General features: G+C 71.1%; 21 protein-coding genes and 1 tRNA gene. 12 read left to right on the plus strand and 10 right to left on the minus strand.

From position 1 onward, the window contains the following. The first annotated feature begins 14 nt into the window (after positions 1 to 14). A complete protein-coding gene (locus ACWPOB_RS20015) occupies positions 15 to 1,406 on the plus strand; it encodes a lysine N(6)-hydroxylase/L-ornithine N(5)-oxygenase family protein (protein ID WP_455401868.1) in 1,392 nt (463 codons plus the stop codon). After that, positions 1,403 to 1,642, plus strand: a complete 240-nt coding sequence (locus tag ACWPOB_RS20020; RefSeq protein ID WP_003936798.1) for an MbtH family protein — start codon at positions 1,403 to 1,405, stop codon at positions 1,640 to 1,642. Before ACWPOB_RS20015 ends, ACWPOB_RS20020 begins: the two co-directional genes overlap by 4 nt. Before the next feature lie 29 nt (positions 1,643 to 1,671). Here the strand turns inward: ACWPOB_RS20020 and ACWPOB_RS20025 are convergent, their stop codons facing one another. Continuing rightward, on the minus strand, positions 1,672 to 3,144 hold the full coding sequence (locus ACWPOB_RS20025; RefSeq protein WP_455401869.1) for a threonine/serine ThrE exporter family protein: 1,473 nt from the start codon (positions 3,142 to 3,144) through the stop codon (positions 1,672 to 1,674). Between the two features lie 127 nt (positions 3,145 to 3,271). On the opposite strand from ACWPOB_RS20025, the gene ACWPOB_RS20030 reads away from it, so the two are divergent. From ACWPOB_RS20030 to ACWPOB_RS20045, 4 genes are all read left to right on the plus strand, one after another. Next, a tRNA-Thr gene (locus tag ACWPOB_RS20030) sits at positions 3,272 to 3,346 on the plus strand. 244 nt (positions 3,347 to 3,590) lie between these two features. Then, on the plus strand, positions 3,591 to 3,998 hold the full coding sequence (locus tag ACWPOB_RS20035) for a YciI family protein (RefSeq protein WP_006942909.1): 408 nt from the start codon (positions 3,591 to 3,593) through the stop codon (positions 3,996 to 3,998). Positions 3,999 to 4,004: 6 nt separating this feature from the next. Then, positions 4,005 to 5,150 carry an RNA polymerase sigma factor gene (locus tag ACWPOB_RS20040; protein ID WP_100055640.1) on the plus strand — a complete coding sequence of 382 codons (1,146 nt, stop codon included), beginning with the start codon at positions 4,005 to 4,007 and terminating at the stop codon, positions 5,148 to 5,150. A gap of 591 nt (positions 5,151 to 5,741) precedes the next feature. After that, the gene (locus ACWPOB_RS20045) at positions 5,742 to 6,176 is read left to right on the plus strand and encodes a hypothetical protein (protein ID WP_240918666.1); all 435 of its coding nucleotides are present in this window, start codon (positions 5,742 to 5,744) and stop codon (positions 6,174 to 6,176) included. A 166-nt stretch (positions 6,177 to 6,342) separates the two neighbouring features. Here ACWPOB_RS20045 and ACWPOB_RS20050 read toward each other — a convergent pair whose 3' ends face one another. Further along, positions 6,343 to 6,579: a hypothetical protein gene (locus tag ACWPOB_RS20050; protein WP_455401870.1), complete on the minus strand. Its 237-nt coding sequence runs from the start codon at positions 6,577 to 6,579 to the stop codon at positions 6,343 to 6,345. Positions 6,580 to 6,650: 71 nt separating this feature from the next. Then, on the minus strand, positions 6,651 to 7,175 hold the full coding sequence (locus ACWPOB_RS20055) for a winged helix-turn-helix transcriptional regulator (protein WP_100055637.1): 525 nt from the start codon (positions 7,173 to 7,175) through the stop codon (positions 6,651 to 6,653). Positions 7,176 to 7,230: 55 nt separating this feature from the next. On the opposite strand from ACWPOB_RS20055, the gene ACWPOB_RS20060 reads away from it, so the two are divergent. Both ACWPOB_RS20060 and ACWPOB_RS20065 read left to right on the plus strand, forming a co-directional pair. Further along, on the plus strand, positions 7,231 to 8,625 hold the full coding sequence (locus ACWPOB_RS20060; protein ID WP_100055636.1) for an MFS transporter: 1,395 nt from the start codon (positions 7,231 to 7,233) through the stop codon (positions 8,623 to 8,625). After that, positions 8,622 to 9,365 carry an acyl-CoA thioesterase gene (locus ACWPOB_RS20065; protein ID WP_455401871.1) on the plus strand — a complete coding sequence of 248 codons (744 nt, stop codon included), beginning with the start codon at positions 8,622 to 8,624 and terminating at the stop codon, positions 9,363 to 9,365. Before ACWPOB_RS20060 ends, ACWPOB_RS20065 begins: the two co-directional genes overlap by 4 nt. 352 nt (positions 9,366 to 9,717) lie before the next feature. On the opposite strand, the gene ACWPOB_RS20070 is transcribed toward ACWPOB_RS20065, so the two are convergent. The 3 genes from ACWPOB_RS20070 to ACWPOB_RS20080 form a co-directional block, all read right to left on the minus strand. Further along, positions 9,718 to 11,064: a serine/threonine-protein kinase gene (locus tag ACWPOB_RS20070; protein ID WP_455401872.1), complete on the minus strand. Its 1,347-nt coding sequence runs from the start codon at positions 11,062 to 11,064 to the stop codon at positions 9,718 to 9,720. Positions 11,065 to 11,175: 111 nt separating this feature from the next. After that, positions 11,176 to 12,780, minus strand: a complete 1,605-nt coding sequence (locus ACWPOB_RS20075) for a phytoene desaturase family protein (protein ID WP_455401873.1) — start codon at positions 12,778 to 12,780, stop codon at positions 11,176 to 11,178. A 44-nt stretch (positions 12,781 to 12,824) separates the two neighbouring features. Further along, entirely contained in the window at positions 12,825 to 13,289 is a 465-nt protein-coding gene (locus ACWPOB_RS20080; protein WP_455401874.1) for a hypothetical protein, read from the minus strand. A 150-nt stretch (positions 13,290 to 13,439) separates the two neighbouring features. On the opposite strand from ACWPOB_RS20080, the gene ACWPOB_RS20085 reads away from it, so the two are divergent. Continuing rightward, positions 13,440 to 14,228 carry a nuclear transport factor 2 family protein gene (locus ACWPOB_RS20085; RefSeq protein ID WP_455401875.1) on the plus strand — a complete coding sequence of 263 codons (789 nt, stop codon included), beginning with the start codon at positions 13,440 to 13,442 and terminating at the stop codon, positions 14,226 to 14,228. A gap of 5 nt (positions 14,229 to 14,233) precedes the next feature. Here ACWPOB_RS20085 and ACWPOB_RS20090 read toward each other — a convergent pair whose 3' ends face one another. The 3 genes from ACWPOB_RS20090 to ACWPOB_RS20100 form a co-directional block, all read right to left on the minus strand. Beyond that, on the minus strand, positions 14,234 to 15,088 hold the full coding sequence (locus ACWPOB_RS20090) for an ABC transporter (RefSeq protein WP_455401876.1): 855 nt from the start codon (positions 15,086 to 15,088) through the stop codon (positions 14,234 to 14,236). 61 nt (positions 15,089 to 15,149) lie between these two features. Then, on the minus strand, positions 15,150 to 15,356 hold the full coding sequence (locus ACWPOB_RS20095) for a hypothetical protein (protein ID WP_100056192.1): 207 nt from the start codon (positions 15,354 to 15,356) through the stop codon (positions 15,150 to 15,152). Positions 15,357 to 15,447: 91 nt separating this feature from the next. After that, the gene (locus tag ACWPOB_RS20100; RefSeq protein ID WP_100056193.1) at positions 15,448 to 16,632 is read right to left on the minus strand and encodes an Ig-like domain-containing protein; all 1,185 of its coding nucleotides are present in this window, start codon (positions 16,630 to 16,632) and stop codon (positions 15,448 to 15,450) included. Between the two features lie 109 nt (positions 16,633 to 16,741). Here ACWPOB_RS20100 and ACWPOB_RS20105 point away from each other — a divergent pair, with 109 nt between their 5' ends. The 3 genes from ACWPOB_RS20105 to ACWPOB_RS20115 are packed head-to-tail and all read left to right on the plus strand — an operon-like array spanning position 16,742 to position 20,042. Continuing rightward, a complete protein-coding gene (locus tag ACWPOB_RS20105) occupies positions 16,742 to 17,479 on the plus strand; it encodes a response regulator transcription factor (protein ID WP_455401877.1) in 738 nt (245 codons plus the stop codon). Further along, positions 17,476 to 18,885: a sensor histidine kinase gene (locus tag ACWPOB_RS20110; protein ID WP_455401878.1), complete on the plus strand. Its 1,410-nt coding sequence runs from the start codon at positions 17,476 to 17,478 to the stop codon at positions 18,883 to 18,885. The genes ACWPOB_RS20105 and ACWPOB_RS20110 overlap by 4 nt, the downstream gene beginning before the upstream one ends. A 53-nt stretch (positions 18,886 to 18,938) precedes the next feature. Further along, entirely contained in the window at positions 18,939 to 20,042 is a 1,104-nt protein-coding gene (locus ACWPOB_RS20115; RefSeq protein WP_455401879.1) for an alpha/beta fold hydrolase, read from the plus strand. On the opposite strand, the gene ACWPOB_RS20120 is transcribed toward ACWPOB_RS20115, so the two are convergent. After that, a complete protein-coding gene (locus ACWPOB_RS20120; RefSeq protein ID WP_100056195.1) occupies positions 20,004 to 20,429 on the minus strand; it encodes an HIT family protein in 426 nt (141 codons plus the stop codon). The genes ACWPOB_RS20115 and ACWPOB_RS20120 overlap by 39 nt on opposite strands. Between the last annotated feature and the right edge of the window lie 52 nt (positions 20,430 to 20,481).

Genomic DNA, 20,481 nt, shown 5'->3' on the forward strand with positions numbered 1-20,481 from the left:
CGGAAGAGCGACCAATGACCGACCGATCCTGCAATGACAGCGGTGACTCGCCGTCGCCGGACGGCGAACCACCGGAACTCCTCGACCTCGTCGGGATCGGATTCGGGCCCGCCAATCTCGCTTTGGCGATCGCCGTCGAAGAACACAATGCCGACGCCCCGCACGATCCCGTGCGGGCACGGTTCTTCGATCGGCAACCCGCCTTCGCGTGGCATCCCGGCATGCTCCTCGAGGGCACCACCATGCAGATCGCCTTCCCGAAGGATCTGGTCACCTTCCGCAACCCCACGAGTCCCTACACCTTCTTCGCCTACCTGTACGACCGGGGCCGGCTCGTCGACTTCGTCAACCACCAGACGTTCTTCCCGACGCGGCACGAATTCCAGGACTACCTGCAGTGGGCGGCCGGCCGCGTCGACGCCGACGTGCGCTACGGCACCGAGGTCACCGCGGTCGAGGCCGTGCACGACGAGGCAGGCATCGCCGACCGCCTCGCCGTCCACACCGCCGACGGCACCGTCGTGCACGCCCGGAACGTCGTCGTCGGCGTGGGGTTGCGGCCCCGCATCCCCGCGTGGGCCACCGAGACCGCGCGCTGCTTCCACAACCACCGATTCCTGTTCCATCTAGCCGAGCTGCCCGCGCCCGTGCACCAGCGGTTCGTCGTCGTCGGAGCTGGCCAGAGCGCCGCCGAGGTGGTGCAGTACCTGCACAGCCACTATCCGCGGGCCGAAGTGCACAACGTCTTCGCCCGCTTCGGCTACAGCCCCGCCGACGACAGTCCGTACGCCAACCGCATCTTCGACCCGGCCACTGTCGACGAACTGCACGCCGCACCCGAGGCCGAGCGTGAACGACTGCTCGCCCTGCACCGCGGCACCAACTACTCCGTCGTCGACCCCGACCTGATCACCGCGCTGTACGCGGCCGAGTACCGCGAACGCGTCAGCGGACGGCGGCGGCTGTTCATGCGGCGCGCCTCCGAGATCGCCGCGGTCACCGAGACGACCACCGGAATCGAGGTGGACGTGCGCAGCACGATCGACGGACTCACCGACACCCTGATGTGCGACGCCGTCGTCCTCGCCACCGGGTTCGAGCCCGCGCCGCTGCCGCCGCTGCTCGGCGCCCTCGCTTCCGCGTCGTCGCCGCTGCGCACGGTCGCCCGGGACTACCGCCTGCCCACCGCCGGCGACGTCCGTGCCGGGATCTATCTGCAGGGCGGCACCGAGAAGACCCACGGGCTGACGGCGTCGCTGCTGTCCAACGTGGCGATCCGGTCCGGGGAGATTCTCGGATCCGTCCTCGAGCGGCGCGACGGAAAACTACCAGCGGGTCATGACCGGACCCCGGCGCTTGCTAGGGTACGAAAGCAGCACACCTATGCGACAAGTGAGGCGAGATGAGCACGAATCCTTTTGACGACGAAGACGGCCGCTTCTACGTCCTCATGAACGACGAGGAGCAGTACTCGCTGTGGCCGACTTTCTCCGAGGTGCCGCAGGGGTGGCGCGTGGTGTTCGGGGAGGAGTCGCGTGCAGCATGCGTCGAGTACGTGGAGAAGAACTGGACCGACATGCGGCCGAAGAGCCTGCGTGACGCCATGGAGGCAGACGAGAAGGCCCGCAACGCGGGCGCCTGACCTGCCGCGGTAACCGCGTCGACCGAGAGTCACACCGTGGGTGCACCACCCGCGGAGTGACTCTCGTGGCGTTTCGAGCCCCGGTACGGACGCACCCGCCGGACACGGCGCAACTGCGGCCGGCGAAGCGACCCCGCCCGCAGCACGCTCCGCGGATGCCGGACCGTGCGGGCCAGCCACTCGCCGAGCGTCACCCCTGCAGCCAGCGCGCACCCGATGCCGAACGCCGAGAACAGCGCGGTCAGCCCGAGCAGCAGTTCGCTGCCGATCACCGCATACAGGCCCCGGTACAACGACAGACCCGGCAGCAACGGGGTGATGCCGGCGACCGCCACCACCAGGGGCGGGGTCAGCGCACGTCGCGCCATCAAGCCACCGGCGAAGCCGACCACCGTCGCGGCGGTCGCCGACGAGATGATCGGACCCACCGCGAACTCCATCGACATCAAGAACACGAGGCTGCCCACCGCACCGCCGAGCGCGGCGGCCGTCAGCGCCCGTCGCTCGGCGTAGCACGCCAGCGCGTAGAACAACGCCGACGCCGCACCGGCGAGCACCTTCACCGGCAGCGCGGTCGCCGTCGGCAGCGCATCGTTGCTGATCACCGGCAGCTCCGCGCCGAGCGCCTCCATCACCTTCAGCGCCGTCGCCACGCCGGCGATGATCCCGCCGGTCATCATCACCAGCTCGAAGAACCGCGCCGACGCGGTGATCGGTGCCCCGGTGATCGCGTCCTGCACCGAACCGACCAGCGACAGTCCCGACAGCAGCACCGTCACGCCGGCCGCGATGATCAGGCCCGGTGGCACGTCGACACCCAACGGTTCGCGCAGGTTGAACAACAGGATCGCGGGCGTCGCGGCGATGATGCCGCCGACGACGTGCTGGAAGAAGAACGGCAGGCCCATGCCGTTGAGGACGCGGTTCGTCCGGTCGATGACGGCCGTCGACGCGAACGCCATCACCGCCACGAGCGCGCCACCACCGAGCAGGACCGAGATCGACGCGGCCATCGCCGCCCACGCGAATGTCGCCACCCAGCGGTGATACGGGTGCGGCGCCGTCGTGATCGCCAGCAGATCCTCGCGGGCCTGTGCCGGCGAGATCGCCTCCCGTCGGATGCGCCGGGTCAGCCGGTCTACGGCGGCGAGCCGCGTGAAGTCCATCGACCGGTACTGCACGACGCGCATCGTGCTCGCCGGCGGCATGGTCGGCCCCCGGTACGCCGAGAGCACGATCGAGTTGTAGGTGACGTCCACGTCGCACTGGGCCAGGCCGTACGTCGCGGCGACGAAACGCACCTGCTCGGATGTGTCGATCGCGCCCGTGCCCGCGGCCAGCAGCACCTCGCCGACGCGGACGGCGACGTCGAGCGCCTCGGCGACCGTCGCGTCGTCGGTCAGGTCGATCGGCTGCAGCGGCGCCGGCGCCTCGGTGATGGTGTCGAGGGTGGCGCGACGGTCGAGGACGAGCTTCCCGAAGGCGGTTGCCAGCGTCCCCACCGTTACGTGCTCCCGTCCGTCCGGTGTCCGGCGATGCGCGCGGTAACAGCAGCCATGGATCCACCGTAACGAACCCGGGCGGTCGCATGTGGAGCGGGCGCTACCGATATGATGGGGCCGCTCGACTGCCTCCTTAGCTCAGTGGTAGAGCACTCGCCTTGTAAGCGAGCGGTCGTCAGTTCAATCCTGACAGGGGGCTCCACCAGCGGAAACGCTGCACGGCAGGTCAGGGGCCGGTTCCGGGAACGGGAGCCGGCCCTGTTCTCGTTCTTGCCCACATTCCCTCGCTCGACGCCGGCGCGACGCGGCTCCCGTGGCGCCGCAGAGTGCGCGGTGTCAGGAGGATCGCCGGGAAATGTCGCGGTGGGATGTCGAGATCCCGAGCACGGCTCCGTCCCTGAGGTGAACACGGCCACAATGGGCTGTACCGCATCAAGGAGAACACGATGGCCAAGTACCTGCTGCTCAAGCACTACCGTGGCGCGCCGGCACCGGTCAACGACGTGCCGATGGACCAGTGGACGCCGGAGGAGATCTCCGCCCACATGCAGTACATGAACGACTTCGCCGCTCGGCTCGAGGGCACCGGCGAGTTCGTCGACGCGCAGGCGCTGTCCCCGGAGGGCACGTTCGTCCGGTACGACGGCGAGGGGCGGCCTCCGGTCACCGACGGCCCGTTCGCGGAGACCAAGGATCTGATCGCCGGCTGGATGGTGATCGACGTCGACAGCTACGAGCGGGCGCTGGAGCTGGCCGGCGAGCTGTCTGCGGCTCCGGGGGCGGGTGGGAAGCCGATTCACGAGTGGCTCGAGGTGCGCCCGTTCCTGTCCGCGCCTCCGACCGTCACGGAGTGAGGCACGGTGGATGAGACCCTGCTGCGGACTCTCACCCCCACTGTGATCGGGATCCTCGTCCGCCGCGGAGCCGACTTCGCGGCGGCCGAGGACGCCGTGCAGGACGCCCTGGTCGAAGCGGTGCGCGTGTGGCCGGACGATCCACCGCGGGACCCGAAGGGCTGGTTGGTCGCCGTGGCCTGGCGCAGGTTCCTCGACGCCACCCGAGCCGAGTCCTCCCGGCGGCGGCGCGAGGTGCTCGTCGAGGTCGAGCCCGGGCCCGGCCCGGCCGAGGCAGTGGACGACACGCTTGCGCTGTACTTTCTGTGCGCGCACCCGTCCCTGACGCCGGCCTCGGCGGTCGCGCTGACACTGCGCGCGGTCGGCGGTCTGACCACGCGACAGATCGCGCAGGCCTACCTTGTGCCCGAGGCAACCATGGCCCAGCGCATCAGCCGGGCCAAGCGGACCGTCTCGGGCGTCCGGTTCGACCGGCCCGGTGACGTCGCCACGGTGCTGCGCGTGCTCTACCTCGTCTTCAACGAGGGCTACTCCGGCGACGTCGACCTCGCCCTCGAGGCGATCCGGCTCACCCGCCAACTGGCGGCCATGATCGAGCATGAGGAGGTGGCGGGCCTGCTCGCGCTCATGCTGCTCCACCACGCACGGCGCCCGGCGCGGACCCGTACCGACGGCAGCCTCGTGCCGCTGGCCGAGCAGGATCGCAGCCTGTGGGACACCCGCCTGATCGCCGAGGGCGTCGACGTGCTCCAGGCAGCTCTCGCCCGCGACCGACTGGGGGAGTTCCAGGCCCAGGCCGCCATCGCCGCGCTCCACGCCGATGCTCGCACGGCCGAGGAGACCGACTGGGTGCAGATCGTCGAGTGGTACGACGAGTTGGTGCGGCTCACCGACAACCCGGTGGCCCGCCTCAACCGCGCCGTCGCGGTCGGCGAGGCCGACGGCCCGCGGGCCGGTCTGGCCGCCCTGGCGGGGCTCGACCCCGCCCTGCCCCGCCACGCCGCCGCCGCGGCGTACCTCCACGAGCGTGCCGGTGACCTGGTGACCGCAGCACGGCTCTACACCGAAGCGGCCCGATCAGCGCCCAACCTCCCCGAACGCGACCACCTCACGCGTCAGGCCGCACGGCTGGGCGCAGAGCTCCGCCGTTGAGCGGCCGTTCGACTCCCGGAAACGGGACCGCTAACGGGTCCCCACTACTGACACCACGTATGCCTCTGACGGGTGCATATGGGCGCTGGGGGCATCGGCCCGCCGCGGCCTGGAGGGAGGTGGTCGTGACGAGCATCACTGTCATATGTGCTTTCGGGCCCTAAAATTCCCGGCGTGCTTCCCGAACCGAACGCTCGTATTCTCACGTCCGTCCGAAAAGGCGCCGTGCGGCTCGGCATCGTGTGTGGGTCGCTCGCCCTCGCAACCGGACTGGCACCTCTCGCTGACGCGGATCCGGGTACCGCGGACCCACATGCCCGCCCTGCCGGGCCCGAATTCGCTCCGATTCCGAGGATCGCGGCCTCGCCGGTCGTAGACACCGCCGACGAGAGGGGCGAGGACAACTACCGCGCACCGGCTCCGGCGACTCCCTTGGTGCTGCGTGCGGCCGACGACTTCGATCGCCCGGACGGCCCGCTCGGCCCGAACTGGATCACCTGGGGTGGAGGAACACTGAAGATCGTGAACGGTCATCTCGACGGCCGGGGGACTCCTTCGACTCCGCTGAGTCTTGCGTTCTGGAGTGAGCCGATGCCGAGCGAGACGCAGGTGATGCGGTGTGTGGTCCGCTGGAACGGACGCGAGCCGGAGCACTCGTCGATCGGTCCGGTGGTGCGCGCCAATCCCGGTGTCGACACCGGTGTGCAGTTCGCGTTCACCGACAGCATCATGGCGTTGTACCACGAAGATCCTGCCAACCCGAACGGGTTCACCCCCGTGGCGGGGACTCCGCAGTACGCGTCCACGTCGAGGTTTCCCGAAGGCGCAGTGATCGAGCTGCGGGCCGAGGGAGACCTGTACACAGCCCGGGTCAACGGCAAGATCGTGCTGCAGGGGACCGTGGAGGCCGACAAGATCCCGTTCACGAATCGGTACGTCGGCACGGTGATCCAGGACGACAGCCGGGAACGGGGCGGTGGCCAGCCCCCCGCTCAGCTCGACGATTGTCGGGCGTTGACTCCGTGACATCGCGACCGGGCAGAGCAGGACCCTGCCGGTTTGTGGCTTGGGGCTGACGGCACCGACAGGACCTTGCAGGGCACGTCACCGTTGTGGCGCCGAGGCCCCGCGCGCTTCCCGGTCAGCCGCGACGGCAATTCGCTGCGGCCGGCCGCCGACCGCGCGGATCAGCTCAGGTCTCGCTGTCCGGGTGGATCGGTGACGCGCGCAGCTCGGTCTCGTCGCCCTCGGAGACCTCGAACACCTGCAGGGGCGTGTTCGGGGGCGGGGTGCCCTCGTTCCACCCGGGCGTTGCCGCCGCGGAGGGGGCCGGCGACGACTCGATCCGCCGGCGGAGCTCCGCGAGAAGGGAGTCGGTCGGCACCCGGGTCAGATCGGGCCCGGCACCGTCTTCCGGGATCTCCGTCACCGTGACCACCCCCGGCACGCTCGTGGAAACGCATCGACCGATGCGATTGTCGCAGAGCGCGCGACGGCGAGTCACCGGTTTGCGGGGTCGGTGCGACGCATCGCGCGCCGGGCCTGCTCCTCGGTGAAGTTCGGCGTCAGGCGCAATTCCTCGAGGGGGACTTCACGTTCGGCGCTGCGGACCTCGACGCGCACGGGGTCGCCGGTGGCGTCGTCGGACAGGCCGAGGGGGCCGCCGCGCTCGCCCTGAAGATACTTGTCGCCCCACTGCATCAGCGCGAGCACCGCAGGCAGCAGGTCGCGGCCCTTCTCAGTGAGGATGTACTCGTACCGTGTCCGCTGCCCGGGTTTCTTGTAGGGCCGGCGCTCGAACAGGCCCTCGGCGGTCAGTTCGCGCAGGCGTGCGGCCGCGACGGCCTCGGTGATGCCGACGCGGCGCGCGAAGTCGTCGAACCGGGTGGTGCCGTAGTAGGCCTCGCGCAGGATCAACATCGCCGAGCGGGTCCCCACCACGTCCATCGCCTTGGCGATCGAGCACTGGGAGGCCTGCCAGGCGTCGCGATCGGCGAGGAAGCCGTCCAACCGTGCCGCATGCATGCACTCATCCTATCTGACTTGCCAAGGCCATAGTCAGCTTCTAACCTCTCTGACTATGGAAAGCCAAAGTCAGGTGTCGGTCCGGATCGGCCCGCTCCTCGCAGTCCTCTCGGGGGCGCCCTTCGTCGCGAGCCTCGATCTGTTCGTCCTCAACGTCGCGCTGGGCGACATCGGGACCAGCTACCCCGGCAGCTCGCTGGGAGAGCTCAGCTGGGTGCTCAGCGGCTACGCGATCGTGTACGCGGCGCTGCTGGTCCCGCTCGGTCGCTGGGCCGACCGCATCGGCCGCCGGCGCGGCTTCCTCGTCGGCCTCGGGCTGTTCACCGCCGCGAGCGCGGCATGTGCGCTGAGTCCGTCGCTGTGGGTGCTCGTCGTCTGCCGGCTGTTCCAGGCCGTCGGAGCCGCGGCGCTGACGCCGGCCAGCCTGGGGCTGCTCGTGAGCGCAGTGCCGGAGGCGCGACGTGCCGGTGCCGTGCGGATCTGGGCGGCCACGGGTGCTGCGGCGGCGGCGTTCGGCCCGGTGGTCGGCGGGCTCCTGGTCGAGGTCTCGTGGCGCTGGGCGTTCCTGATCAACGTCCCGATCGGGATCCTGCTCCTCGCCGTCGCGCGGCGCGTCGTGCCGGACATCCGCCCGGTCGATTCCGGCGCCCGTCTCGACCTGGCCGGCGCCGCTCTGCTGACGCTGGGCATCGGTGCACTCGCGCTCGGACTCGTCCAGGGGCCGGAGTGGGGCTGGGCCGACGTCCGCGTCCTCGCCGCGTTCGTCGTCGCCGCCGGGGCCCTGCTGCTGTTCGCGCACGTCAACGCCCGGCACCCCGCGCCGCTGATCGAGCCGAGTCTGCTTGCGGTGCGCTCCTTCTCCTGGTCGAACGTGACCGCCCTGATCTTCAGCGCGACGTTCGCGGCCGGGCTCCTCGCCAATGTGCTCTGGGTGCAACAGGTCTGGGGATACTCCGCGCTGCGGACGGGTCTGGCCGTGGCTCCCGGACCGCTGATGGTGCCGCTCTTCGCCGCAGTCGGGCAGGTGCTCGCGCGACGTTTCACCCCAGGCGCGATCGCCGCAGCGGGATGCGTGCTGTGGGGCGCAGGCGCCGGCCTGGTCCTCGCGACGGTGGGGCCGGAGCCGGAGTATGCGACCGCGCTGCTTCCCGGCTGGCTGATCGGCGGCGTCGGCGTGGGGCTGGCCTTGCCGACCATCCTCTCGGCCGCCACGGCGCAGCTGCCCCCGACACGCACCGCCACCGGCAGCGCGATCGTCACCATGAGCCGGCAGCTCGGCACCGTGCTCGGGATCAGTGTGCTCGTCGCGATCCTCGGGGCCGGTGACGATGCAGTGTCCGCCTTCCGATTCTCCTGGTGGACGATCGCGGCGGTTGCCGTCGTCGCCGCCCTCGCCGCCGGAGGCATGAACCCCCGCCCGTCCACACCGGAAGTGAAGGTCCTGGCATGACCAATCTCGCCCCCGCCCCCTTTCCGATCGAATTCGATTCCAGCTGGCTGGGATTCGGTGGCGTGCACGGCGGACTCGTCGTCGCGGCCCTGATCCGCGCGGCCGCTGTGGAAACCGGCGCAACGCCGCTCGCCGTCTCGGCGCACTTCACCGGCCCTGTGCAGCCCGGCCCCGTCGACGTCGCGGTCGACGACGTCCGCGGCGGCCGGACCGTGAGCGCCCGCGCATCGATGCCGGACTCGGTCACCGCCCTCGTCCGGCTCGCCCGGACGGTGGGTGCAACGACCTGGCCGCGCACGGGAAGCGATTTCGGCGGCACGGATCCCGTGACGCTGCCGCCCCTGGAGATCCCGGTCGACTTCGTGCCGTTCTCGCAGTACCTCGACATCCGGCCGATCAACGCGGCCCGGCCCTTCGGCCGGGGCGACGACCCGGAATTCGAGGTGTGGATACGGCTGATGTCCGCGGTCGAGTTCGCTCCGGTCGAGCGCGCTGCGATCCTCCTCGATGCGCTGCCGCCGGGGTTGTTCGCGACGATGTCCGCACCCGTCCCGATTCCGACGGTGGAGTTCGCGGCGCATTTCGCCCCGTCGCGTGCAGCCGCCGACGGTTGGTATCACCTGCGGCACCGAACGGTGTGGGCCACCGAGATGCTGTGCGTCGACGAGGCGGAGCTGACCGACGGGGACGGCCACCTCGTCGGTCAGGCCCGGCAGCTGCGTCGCATCCTCGGAGGCTGACGGGGGCGTCGGTGATGCACATCACGGAGTGGGACGACGAACCTCGGGTAACACCTAGAACGTACCGCTCGATGATCTTGATGACGTCCCCCGTGGTGCACCCTGCTGCTGCTGCGGGAGCGTCATTCGTCCCCGCTCATGCGAGGACGGAAGGATCGTCACTCGACACAACGGAGGTAAACATGGTTCTCGGTTCCCTCGCTGCAACGCTGTTCACGCTGCTCGCCGGTCTCGGCATCCTGCTCTGACCCACGCTCGACCCACGCCGCAAGCGCTCCCGCCTCGAAGCGGGAGCGCTTGCGGCGCGCGGTCCCGGCTCGCACCGTGCCGGGCCTGTCTCGACGCCCCACGGTCAGCGGCCGTTGCCGCCTCCGTTGTTGCCGCCCCCGTTGTTTCCGCTGTTGCTGTTGTTTCCGCCGCCGCCGTTGCCGTTGCCGTTGCTGGGCTTTTCGGGCTTGGGAGGCTTCTCCTCCGCCGGCGGTTGCGCCGGTGCGGGCGCCGGGGCCGGTACGGGAACGGTGGTGAAGACGGGCCCGGTGTCCACGGCCGAGGGGGTGGGCGAACCCACGCTGCCGACCGGCGTCGGGGCGGTGGCGGGAACGCTGCTCGTCCCCGGCGTGGCGACCGGCGGTGTGTCGCCGCCCTGACCCCAGGCCAGCAGGAGGAGGGCGACCACCGCCGCGGCGGTGAGGCCGATTGCGAGCAGGATCCGGCGGCGACCGGAGTCGGGCGCCGGGACCGCGTCAAACGTCGACAGCGTCGGGACGGGCGCCGACACGGGCGGCCCGGCAACGGTGAACCCCCGGGTCGGCGCGTGGATCACCTCGGTCACCGGATCGGCGCGGTGCGGTTCCCGCAGTGCAGCGACGTGCGGTTCCCGCAGTGTGGCCAGGTGCGGTTCCCGCAGTGCGGCGAGCATGTCCCGGGCGCTGCCGAAGCGGTGCCCCGGTTCGCGTGCCATCGCACGCTCGATCACGGCCACGAGTGCGGGGTCGACGTCCGGTCGCGCGGCGGCCAGCGGCGGCGGCGGCCCCTGCGTGATCGCCCGCGCCAGGGCCAGCAGGTTGTCGTACTCGTAAGGCTTTCGCCCGCTGAGCGCCTCGTATCCCACAGCCCCGACGGCGTACAGATCGTCGGTCACGCTCGCCGGTGTGCCGGCGAGCCGATCGGGGCTCAGGTAGGCGACGGTGCCGACGAGCTCGCCGGTGCGGGTGTAGTCCTCGCCGGCGCTCTTGGCGATACCGAAGTCGGTCACCTTCACCGTTCCGGTCTCGGTGAAGAGGATGTTGCCGGGTTTGATGTCGCGGTGGAGGATCCCGGCGTCGTGCGCCGCGGCGACCGCAGCCACCACGGCGATCAGTATCGCGCGCACCCGGTCCTCCGGCATCGGGCCGAGGGCGATCTCGTCGGCAAGGGTGCGGCCGGGCAGGCGTTCCATCACGATGTAGGGAACTCCGGCGTCCTCGCCGCTGTCGTGCACCGCGACGATGTGCGGATCGGTGAGGTTCGCCGCGGCTCGCGCCTCGGCTTCGAAGCGCCGGCGCACATCGGGCTGGCGGCCGAACTCGCCGCGCAGCACCTTCACCGCGACGGGCCGCCCCAGCCGCGTGTCCCAGCCGTCGTGGATCTCGCCCATGCCGCCGCAGCCGAGCAGGCCGCGCAACTCGTAGCGGCCGGCGAGCAGTTCGGGAACGGGCATGGTTCCAACGCTAGTGCGGTGCCGGGGGTGGTACCAGGCAAGCCTCGCCGGACGGCCGTCGTCATGCCGTCCGAGTCGTGTGGCGCGGCGGGACGCCGTCCCGTGACCCGGTCAGGTGGGGGTACCGGCCGCGGCCGCGCCGCATCCGGCTGCTGCGGCGTCCCGCAGGTCGTCGACGGATACTCCCGCGACCGCCGCTGCGGCGGCCACCCCACCGAACAGGGTGCCGACCAGCCCGTGCGACGGTCGCACCCCCGCACCGGCGTGGAACAGGCCCTCGACCGGTCCCGTCGCGCCGAGGCGGGTGAACGTCTGGCTCGGGGTGAACGCCGGGCCGTACGACACGCCGCCGGTGCAGCGCATGAAGCGCTCGTCGGTGACGGGTGTCCCCGTCTCCTCGTGGACGATGGCGTCGGCCAGGCCGGGAACCGTGCGTTCGGCCGACCTCACGAGCCGGTCGCGAAGCTCGCGTCGTCTCGCGTCGTAGCGCGCTGTCGAACCGCTTCCCGGTGTTATTCCCCACCAGGTGTGCTGTGCCGGGGCCGGGCCGATCAGCTGAACATTGGTCTGCCCGGGCGCGCACAGCCGGGGGTTCTCCGGGTCGGCGAGGCTCGCGATCCACAGGCCGGCGGACGTGGACGGGGGAAGCTCACCCGCGCGGAGCGCGGCGTACTCCGCATCGAAGTCGTCCGTGTCGGTGACGAGACGGGTCGCGTTCGGATAGCCCTCGGCGGCGAGGTCCCGGTCGAGAATCAGATAGACGACGGCGAGCGGCAGGGCCAGTTCGTAACTGCGTACCCGCCGGAGGAGCCGGGGAGGCACACAATCCGGCGGCAGCAGCGACAGGTAGGTCTGCTGAATGTCGACCGCCGACACGACCGCGGGGGCGAAAATCTCGCGTCCGGGCCCCGGAACGGTGTCGAGCGATGCGTCCTGTGTTCGTACGCCGCGAACTTTGCCGTCGTCGACGAGAACCCGGCTCACCTCCGTGCCGAGCAGTACGTCGCCACCGTGGCCGCGCACCACCTCTGCCAGGCCCTCCGAGACGACCCGCGATCCGCCTTGCGGGTACGACAGGCCCTCGAGATAGGTGTGGATCATCCGGGCCGCCACCGGCAGCGACAGCCGCGACGGCGCCACGGCCAGACTGCCGGTCGTCCAGCCGAGAAGTGCGGTGGTGAGTTGCGGGGAGGCGTGCAGATGGCGCAGGTAGCCACCGGCGGTCGCGCGTCCGTAGCGCAGCAGGCCGCGTAGCCGCCATGGCAGCTGTGGCAGCTCACGCAGGTGTGGCCGCTCCGCGATCCGTCCCAGCTCCTCGGTGAGCAGCTCGACGGTGGTGAGGAATTCGTCGATCGTGTGACGCTCTGCCGGAAATGCCTCGTACAGGGTGGCTTTGAAGGCGTCCATGCCCTTCGGGACCGCCAGTTCGCGGTCGCCGTTCAGCAGCCGGAACATTCCTGCGGGATCGAACTCCCGGAACGTCACGTCCACACCCAACGGTCCGAGTGCGTGTCGCACCGGCGCCTCGGAGGTGTAATGCAGCCCGATGTCGAACTCGTAGCCGTCGTGGGTGAAGGCAGACATGTGCCCACCCGGCTGGTTGCGGGCGTCGGCCACCCGGACCCGGCGCCCGGCCGCCGCCAGATACGCCGCGGCCGTGAGCCCACCGGGTCCGGCCCCGATGACGATCACGTCGTAGTCGTAACGCTCTTCCATGCTGACCTCCGGATTGCGGGGAAATTGCCGGCTCGGGGCGCCGTTCAGTGGTGCCGGATCTCGCGGGTGGACGGGTGGCCCGCCACGCTGCGGACGAAGGTGACGAACGCGGCGACGATTCCGATGACGCTGCCCACGATTCCCAGGCCCAGCGCGATGCGCACCACGAGCGGCCAGTCGAACGAGGCGTCGCCGAAGTCGAACGGGAACACCTGCCAGATCTGCAGCAGCGCCAGCAGCGCGACCGCGGTGGTGACCACGTCTCCCAGCGCCTTGAACCAGACGGGATCCCGCAGGAAGTACAGGAGATTGGCGACCAGGCTCGCCAGGATCGAGGCATTGACGAAGCCGATGACCGACCGGGTGCCGTCGGTGAGGAACGGCACGGCCTGCCAGCCCGGCCACACGTTGGCGGCGTACAGCACCGCCGCGTTGAGGAGCACCGCGACGAGATACCCGAATCGCCGGGCGGCGATCGGGGCGCGCGGGCGGGTCGTGGTGGGTGTCATGGCGACCTCCCTCGGGCAGGACCGTCTTCCACGCTAGCCCCGGCGTCCGGATCCGCGTCAGGGAAGAAGGTCACCGCCCGGCCGATGAGTTTGCCGTCGCTCGGCGGTCGGAACAGGTGCAGCATCGTTCGCAGCGGAGGAGTGAGCACCATGTTCGACCGTTCCCCAGCATTTTCCGGCTTCGCCGTCGACGACGTTGCCGCGGCCGCGAAGTTCTACGGCGACGTCCTCGGCGTCTCCGTGTCCGAGGAGCACGGAATGCTCCACCTGCACCTCGACGGCGGCCGCGACACGTTGATCTATCCGAAGGAGGACCACGCCCCGGCCACCTACACGATCCTCAACTTTCCGGTCCGCGACATCGAGAAGGCGGTGGACGAACTCGCCGCGCGCGGAATCCGGTTCGAGCGCTACGAGGGTGTCGACGGCAAGGGCATCTTCCGTCGGGTGGGCCCGCCGATCGCCTGGTTCCGGGACCCGGCGGGCAACATCCTCGCCGTCCTCGAGGTGGACGAGGCCCCGGCCGACGAACAGATCCGCGCGCTGATCGAGGAACACACCGCGGCCCGCAACGCCAAGGACGTCGATCGGCTCGCCGCGTGCTACGTCCCCGGTGCGACGGTGTTCGATCTGGCGCCGCCGCTGCGCAAGACCGCTCCCGACCCGCAGGCCTGGGCGTCGTGGTTCGCGGGGTTCGACGGCCCTCTCGACTGCGAAGTGCGGGATCTGCACGTCGAGGCGGCCGGCGACGTCGCGTTCTGCCACGCGCTGTCGCGGCTGGGAGCGACCCAGCACGGTGGGCCGCGGTTCGACATGTGGTTCCGCGTCACGTTCGGTCTACGCCGCGTCGAGGGGTCGTGGCGGATCGCGCACGAGCACGAGTCCACCCCGTTCCACATGGACGGCTCCTTCCGGGCCGTCACGGACCTGCAGGAGTGACCGGATCAGTCCGGTGGCTGCAGTTCGTGCCTGCCGCTGTTGCCCGCGCCACCCGAGTTGCTGCGCAGCCACCGACCGGGCAGCTTGCCCGCGAGGTCGCCCAGCGGGCCCACCGCCCCGCGGAGCAGTTCGACGGTCTCCTGCAGCACGTCGATGCTGGTGCTCATCCGCTGGATGCTGGGGGTGAGCTGCGCCAGCGTCTCGGACAGCGACACGATCTGATCGAGCGGACCGCCCTTGGCGAGGAGGCGCTCGAGGGCGCCCTGTTCGGCGAGGAGGGTGTCCAGCACTCCACCTTGCTCGAGGGCCCGCTCGAGCAGGCCGCCGGGCTGGAGGGCGATGTCGACGATGCCGCCGGGGGCGGTGAGGCGTTCGACGGGCCCGCTCTCGGCGAGCAGGCGCTCGAGCGGGCCGCTGGGTGCCGTGAGACGGTCGAGGAGGCCGCCGTTCGACAGCAGGCGGTCCAGGGCCCCGTCCTCGGCGAGGATCTTCTCGAGCGGACCGCCGGGGGCGGTGACGCGGTCGAGGGCGCCGCCCGGCTCGAGGAGGCGGTCGAGGGGGCCGCCGGGGGCGGTCAGCCGGTCCACCGGCCCGCCGGGGGCGAGCAGGCGGTCCAGCGGTCCGTCGGGCCGCAGCGCCTGGCCGAGAGGACGGTCGTCGGCGGCGAGCACGGAGACCTGTTGCAGCAGCCCGAGCGGGCCCCGCGGATTCGCCACGCCGACCGCGCTCAACCCCGCGTACGTCTGGGGGGAGACCGCCAGGCGGACGGTGGCGATCGCGCCCTCCGCCACGCCCAGGGCCGAGTCCGCTGCGGCGAATCCGAGGCGGACGGGGAACGCGAGCGCGGACGCCAGACTCATGCCTGTCACTGTAACCGGCACAACAGTCCGGCTCGGCGGGACGAGCCGTTACCGAAGGCCGTCAGGAGACGCGGAGCGTGCCGACCCGCGCGTACGTCTCGGTGCATCCGCAGCCGCGGGCGAGGTCGGAGCAGTCGACCACCAGCATGTGCCGCACACGGGAGGTGTCGAAGCAGTCGGGTTCGGTGCATTCCACGGGCGCCGTCGCGTGCACGACGAGGGTGCCGTGACAGTGGTCGAGATCGGATCGGCACGCCCGGCACATCATGGACGGGACCTCCTTCGCGGTGGCTGTCTTCGTCCCGTAATAGCATCACGCGCCGACAAGGTGGTGGACGTGCGGGGCGTGTTACGCCGGATCAGCGCCTCCTGCGCCGGGCGACGAGGGCGACGGCCAGCGCGCCGGCGATCACCCCGATCCCGGCTGCGATCCACCAGCCGGGTGTGCTCTCGGATCCGGGAACCGTCACGGCGACGGGTTCGGATGTCGCGCCCGCCGCGCCGGGCGCGCCCGAGTAGACCGCCGTGATCGTGTGGCTCCCGGCGCCGGAGACGCGGTGCTCGGTGGTGGCGCGGCCGTCGACGACCGCCACCGGCGGACCCAGGTCGGTGCCGCCGTCCCGGAACAGGATCGTGCCGCCGTCGACGTCCGGTGACACCGTCGCCGTGAGCGTGACGACCGTCCCGTCGTCGACCACGTCCGGGGCGTCGACGGTGACCGTGGCGGGCACCTCGGCGGTGTCGGAGATCGTGATGGTCGCCAGCGGGCCGGCGCCGGCGTTGAGCGGACCGGTCATGGTGTCCCGCGGCGAGCAGCGTGTCGGTCCCCACTGGTTGGTGCCGAGGAACGTGGCCTGGGTGAGCGAGGTGTTGTAGTTGGCGTCGTTGTCGACCAGGCCCGCGGCACCGGCGGTGCGGAGCATCGGCGTGATCACGCCCGCGTCGCCCGCGATCATGGTCACCTCCACCGCCGGCAGCCGGAACCAGCTGTCGCCGACGGGGCTGGGGGAGCCGTCGAGCTGCAGCTGCGTCTTCGGCGCCCGGATCCCGGCCTCGCCGTCGGCACCGGACGTGGGGCTGTTGCCGATGACCTCGTTGTTTCCGGACAGGCGCAGGATCGTGCCCGCTGGGTCGGGGACACCGTCCTCGTTCACCCGCAGCACGCCGGGCGGCACGTTGTCCAGGTTGAAGGCGGTGCCGGGCACGACGGCGGCGTCGACGAACGTCGCGTTGGCGGGAATCGCGAAGTCGTTCTTCAGACGGGAGACGCTGCGGGTGGTGGCGCCGCGGCTCGAGTCGGGGTACGCGACGGGCGCCGTCTGGATGCGGTAGGTGAACCGCTCGCCGGGACGGACCCGGGCGGGCGCGTCCACCGTGGCCGACGACCCGAGCAGCTCGTCGACGTCGATCACCGACCGCACCCGGCACGCGATGCCGAACGAGACCTCGACCTCCTCCGCGGCCGCGGCCGGGCAGGCCGCGATCAGGGACACGGCGACGGCTGCGGCCGACGCCGCCCCGCGGCGCACCCACTTCGGCGACACGACGGCTCCTCCCGGTGCGGACACGTCCATGATCCCCGATCGCCGCACCCCGATGGCCCGAATTCGGCAGGGCCGGCATACAGGAAGTTCCCAGGATTCTCGCAGCCGCATGCCAGAGCGCTCCGGGAGAATCGACGCCGTGACCGACAAGACCCCCGAAGCGCGGATCCTGATCGTCGACGACGAGCCGAGCATCGTCGAACTGCTCTCGGTGAGCCTGAAGTTCCAGGGCTTCGAGGTCGAGACGGCGGGAAACGGCGCCAAGGGACTCGACCGGGCCCGGGCCTTCCGGCCGGACGCGGTGATCCTCGACGTCATGATGCCCGGGATGGACGGGTTCGGGATGCTGCGCCGGCTCCGGGCCGACGGTTCGGACGCGCCGGTGTTGTTCCTGACGGCGAAGGACGCCGTGGAGGACAAGGTGTCCGGCCTGACCCTGGGGGCGGACGACTACGTCACCAAGCCGTTCAGCCTCGAGGAGGTCATCGCCCGGCTGCGGGTGATCCTGCGGCGGGCCGGCAAGGTGTCCGAGGACGAACGCTCGTCCCGCATCGCCTTCGCCGACATCGAACTCGACGACGACACCCACGAGGTGTGGAAGGCCGGCAGGCCGGTGTCGCTCTCACCCACCGAATTCACCCTGCTGCGGTACTTCATGGTCAACGCGGGCACGGTGCTCAGCAAGCCGCGGATCCTCGACCACGTGTGGAGCTACGACTTCGGCGGGGAGGTCGGCGTCGTGGAGTCGTACGTCTCCTACCTCCGCCGCAAGGTCGACACCGGTGACAAGCCGCTGATCCACACCCTGCGCGGGGTCGGGTACGTCATGCGGGAACCCCGCGAGTGAGCCGCATGCGGGCGCTGCCGCTGCGGTGGGCGCTGGTCGCGGCGCTGGTGTCGTTGTCGGGGCTGGGACTGCTGGCGTCCGGGGTGGCGGTGACGTCCGCGTTGCAGGGTTCGCTCCTCGCCCGCACCGATCAGGATCTGCACACCGCGGCGCAGACGTGGGCCAAGCCGCCCGGCGCCGGCCGCGAGCTGCCGCCGCCGGACGCCCCGAGTTCGAATCGCCCGCCGAGCCCGTTCTATGTGCGGGTCGTCGGCCCCGACGGGGTGGAGCGGTTCGTCGTCAACGACGAGTCCACGTCGCCGGCGTTGCCCGGCGAGCCGGCGCGGGAGCCGGTGACCGTGGGTTCCGTCGACGGTTCCGATGTGCGCTGGCGGGTGGTGTCGACCCGCAGTGCCGCGGGCATCGTGACCACCGTCGGGGTCACCCTGACCTCGATCGAGGAGACCGTGGATCGGCTCGTCGTGCTGCAGGTCGGCATCGGCGCCGCGGTGCTGCTCGTTCTCGGGGTGGCCGGCTACTTCGTGGTGCGGCGCAGCCTGCGGCCCCTGGTGGAAGTCGAACGCACCGCCGTGGCGATCGCGGGCGGGGATCTGCACCGGCGGGTCCCCGAACGGGATCCGCGCACCGAGATCGGCCGGCTGTCGGTGGCGCTCAACGCCATGCTCAGCCAGATCCAGGCGGCGTTCGCGGCGACGGCGGCGTCGGAGGAATCCGCGCGCAGATCCGAGGAGAAGATGCGACGGTTCGTCGCCGACGCCAGCCACGAGCTGCGCACCCCGCTCACCACGATCCGTGGATTTGCCGAGCTCTACCGCCACGGCGCGAGCAGCGACACCGCGATGCTGATGGACCGCATCGAGAGCGAGTCCCGGCGCATGGGGGTCCTCGTCGAAGATCTGCTCATGCTGGCCCGCCTCGACGCGCAGCGGCCGCTCGAGCGGAAGCCGGTGGACCTGCTGGCCCTGGCCGCCGACGCCGTGCACGATGCGCGGGCCGTCGCGCCGGCGCGGGCCGTCGGGCTCGAGGTGTTCGACGGTCCCGGTACCCCGGAGGTGCTCGGCGACGACGCGCGGCTGCGGCAGGTCCTCGGCAATCTCGTCACCAACGCCCTCACCCATACCCCGGCCGACGCCCGCATCACCGTACGGGTGGGCACGATCGGACCCGATGCGGTGCTCGAGGTCCTCGACACCGGCCCCGGCCTGAGCGAGGCCGACAGCGCCCGGGTCTTCGAGCGGTTCTATCGCGCCGACGCGTCGCGCACCCGATCGTCGGGCGGCAGCGGTCTCGGGCTGTCGATCGTCGCGGCGCTGGTGGCGGCCCACGGCGGCCGCGTGGAGGTGGAGTCGGCCGTGGGCGCCGGTTCCACGTTCCGGGTGCTCATCCCGCGGATGCCGGTGGAGTGACGATCCGGCCCTCGGCTACGGTGACGTAACTGACTTTTGAGTAAGGAGACGTCGTGGGACTGTCGGGGACGGCGCAGCGCGCCCTGCGCAACGCCTGGGCGCTGTTCGTCGGCGACGGAATCGAACCGCGGCACGCCACCGCGTCCGCCGTCGTCGCCGACGGACCACACCGTACCCTGCGCCGATACGGCGAGCCCGACGCGGGCGCCCCCGTCCTGCTCGTGCCCCCGCTCGCCGCGCCCGCACGCTGCTACGACCTGCGGCCCGGGCAGAGCCTCGTGCAGCACCTCGTCGACGCCGGCCGCAGCGTCCACGTCCTCGACTTCGGCACCATGGACCGTTCCGACCGGCATCTCGGCTTCGAGCACTGGGTCGACGACATCGTGCCCGAGGCGATCGCGCGGGTCTCCGAACTGTGCGGCGGCCGCGACGTCGACCTGGGTGCCTGGAGCCTCGGCGGGACCCTGTGCCTGCTCACCGCGGCCGCCCACCCCGGGCTGCCGATCCGCTCGATCACCGCGTTCGGCACGCCGATCGACTACGGGCGCATCCCCTTCCTGGGGCCGGCCCGCCACCTCGGACGCGTCGTGGGCGAGCCCGCCCTCACCGCCGTGACCCACCTGCTCGGCGGCGTGCCCGCCCCGCTGGTGCAGATCGGCTACCGGGCCACCGCCCTCGAACGCGAACTGACCCGGCCGTGGTTCGTCGCCTGCAACCTCGCCGACGCCGACACCCTCGCCCGGATGGAGGCAATCGACCGGTTCCAGGCCGACATGCCCGGCTACCCCGGCAGGCTGTTCCATCAGATGGCGATGCGTATCACGGTCGCGAACGATCTCGCCACGGGCCGGGTCCGCTTCGACGACCGGACGATCGACCTCGCCGACGTCTCCGTGCCCGTGCTCGCACTCGGCGGCAGCGACGACGTGCTTGCGCCCGTCCCGGCGGTCGAGGCGATCCGCCGGGTGCTGCCCGGCTCGCCCCACGTGCGGTTCGAGGTCGTGCCCGGCAGTCACCTGGGGCTGCTCGCCGGCCTCACCGCCCGCGGCACGTCGTGGGCGCACTTCACCGAGTTCCTCGACGACCCGTCGGCGCCGGTGCCGACGGGTCCCGGCGCGTCAGTCGGGGACGTTGTCCGCGTACCCGAGTTCCCGTAGCGCGGCCTTCAGCTTCGCCTGCGCCTCGTCGAGCGACTCCGGCGACGGGTCCTTCTCGGCCTTGCTGATGTCGAAGTCGCCGAGGTCGTACGCCGGGAAGACGTGCAGGTGCAGGTGCGGCACCTCGAGGCCCGCGACGAGCAGGCCCGCGCGCGGCGCGTCGAACGCCGAGCACACCGCCCGGCCCATGATGCGGGCGACGTCGCCGACCTTGCCCCACACGTCGGCGTCGACGCTCTGCCAATGGTCCACCTCCTCACGCGGCACCACGAGCACGTGGCCCTGGTTCACGGGGTTGATGGTCAGGAAGACGACGACGTCGTCGTCCTGCCACACGAACCGGCCCGGCAGGTCGCCGGCGATGATCATGCTGAACACGGAAGCCATACCGGGGAGAATAGGCGGACCGCCGCGCGCGCCGCCTCTCGTATCCTCGTCG

It is taken from the genome of Rhodococcus sp. 2H158, assembly GCF_053764755.1.

Bases quoted from the DNA above. Each gene is read 5' to 3' on its own strand.
- ACWPOB_RS20055 (WP_100055637.1), bottom strand. From the start codon at position 7,175: ATGCATGCGGCACGGTTGGACGGCTTCCTCGCCGATCGCGACGCCTGG.
- ACWPOB_RS20060 (WP_100055636.1), top strand. From the start codon at position 7,231: ATGGAAAGCCAAAGTCAGGTGTCGGTCCGGATCGGCCCGCTCCTCGCA.
- ACWPOB_RS20015 (WP_455401868.1), top strand. From the start codon at position 15: ATGACCGACCGATCCTGCAATGACAGCGGTGACTCGCCGTCGCCGGAC.
- ACWPOB_RS20020 (WP_003936798.1), top strand. From the start codon at position 1,403: ATGAGCACGAATCCTTTTGACGACGAAGACGGCCGCTTCTACGTCCTC.
- ACWPOB_RS20035 (WP_006942909.1), top strand. From the start codon at position 3,591: ATGGCCAAGTACCTGCTGCTCAAGCACTACCGTGGCGCGCCGGCACCG.
- ACWPOB_RS20120 (WP_100056195.1), bottom strand. From the start codon at position 20,429: ATGGCTTCCGTGTTCAGCATGATCATCGCCGGCGACCTGCCGGGCCGG.
- ACWPOB_RS20105 (WP_455401877.1), top strand. From the start codon at position 16,742: ATGCCAGAGCGCTCCGGGAGAATCGACGCCGTGACCGACAAGACCCCC.
- ACWPOB_RS20085 (WP_455401875.1), top strand. From the start codon at position 13,440: ATGTTCGACCGTTCCCCAGCATTTTCCGGCTTCGCCGTCGACGACGTT.
- ACWPOB_RS20090 (WP_455401876.1), bottom strand. From the start codon at position 15,088: ATGAGTCTGGCGTCCGCGCTCGCGTTCCCCGTCCGCCTCGGATTCGCC.
- ACWPOB_RS20095 (WP_100056192.1), bottom strand. From the start codon at position 15,356: ATGATGTGCCGGGCGTGCCGATCCGATCTCGACCACTGTCACGGCACC.
- ACWPOB_RS20070 (WP_455401872.1), bottom strand. From the start codon at position 11,064: ATGCCCGTTCCCGAACTGCTCGCCGGCCGCTACGAGTTGCGCGGCCTG.
- ACWPOB_RS20065 (WP_455401871.1), top strand. From the start codon at position 8,622: ATGACCAATCTCGCCCCCGCCCCCTTTCCGATCGAATTCGATTCCAGC.
- ACWPOB_RS20075 (WP_455401873.1), bottom strand. From the start codon at position 12,780: ATGGAAGAGCGTTACGACTACGACGTGATCGTCATCGGGGCCGGACCC.
- ACWPOB_RS20080 (WP_455401874.1), bottom strand. From the start codon at position 13,289: ATGACACCCACCACGACCCGCCCGCGCGCCCCGATCGCCGCCCGGCGA.
- ACWPOB_RS20045 (WP_240918666.1), top strand. From the start codon at position 5,742: ATGCCGAGCGAGACGCAGGTGATGCGGTGTGTGGTCCGCTGGAACGGA.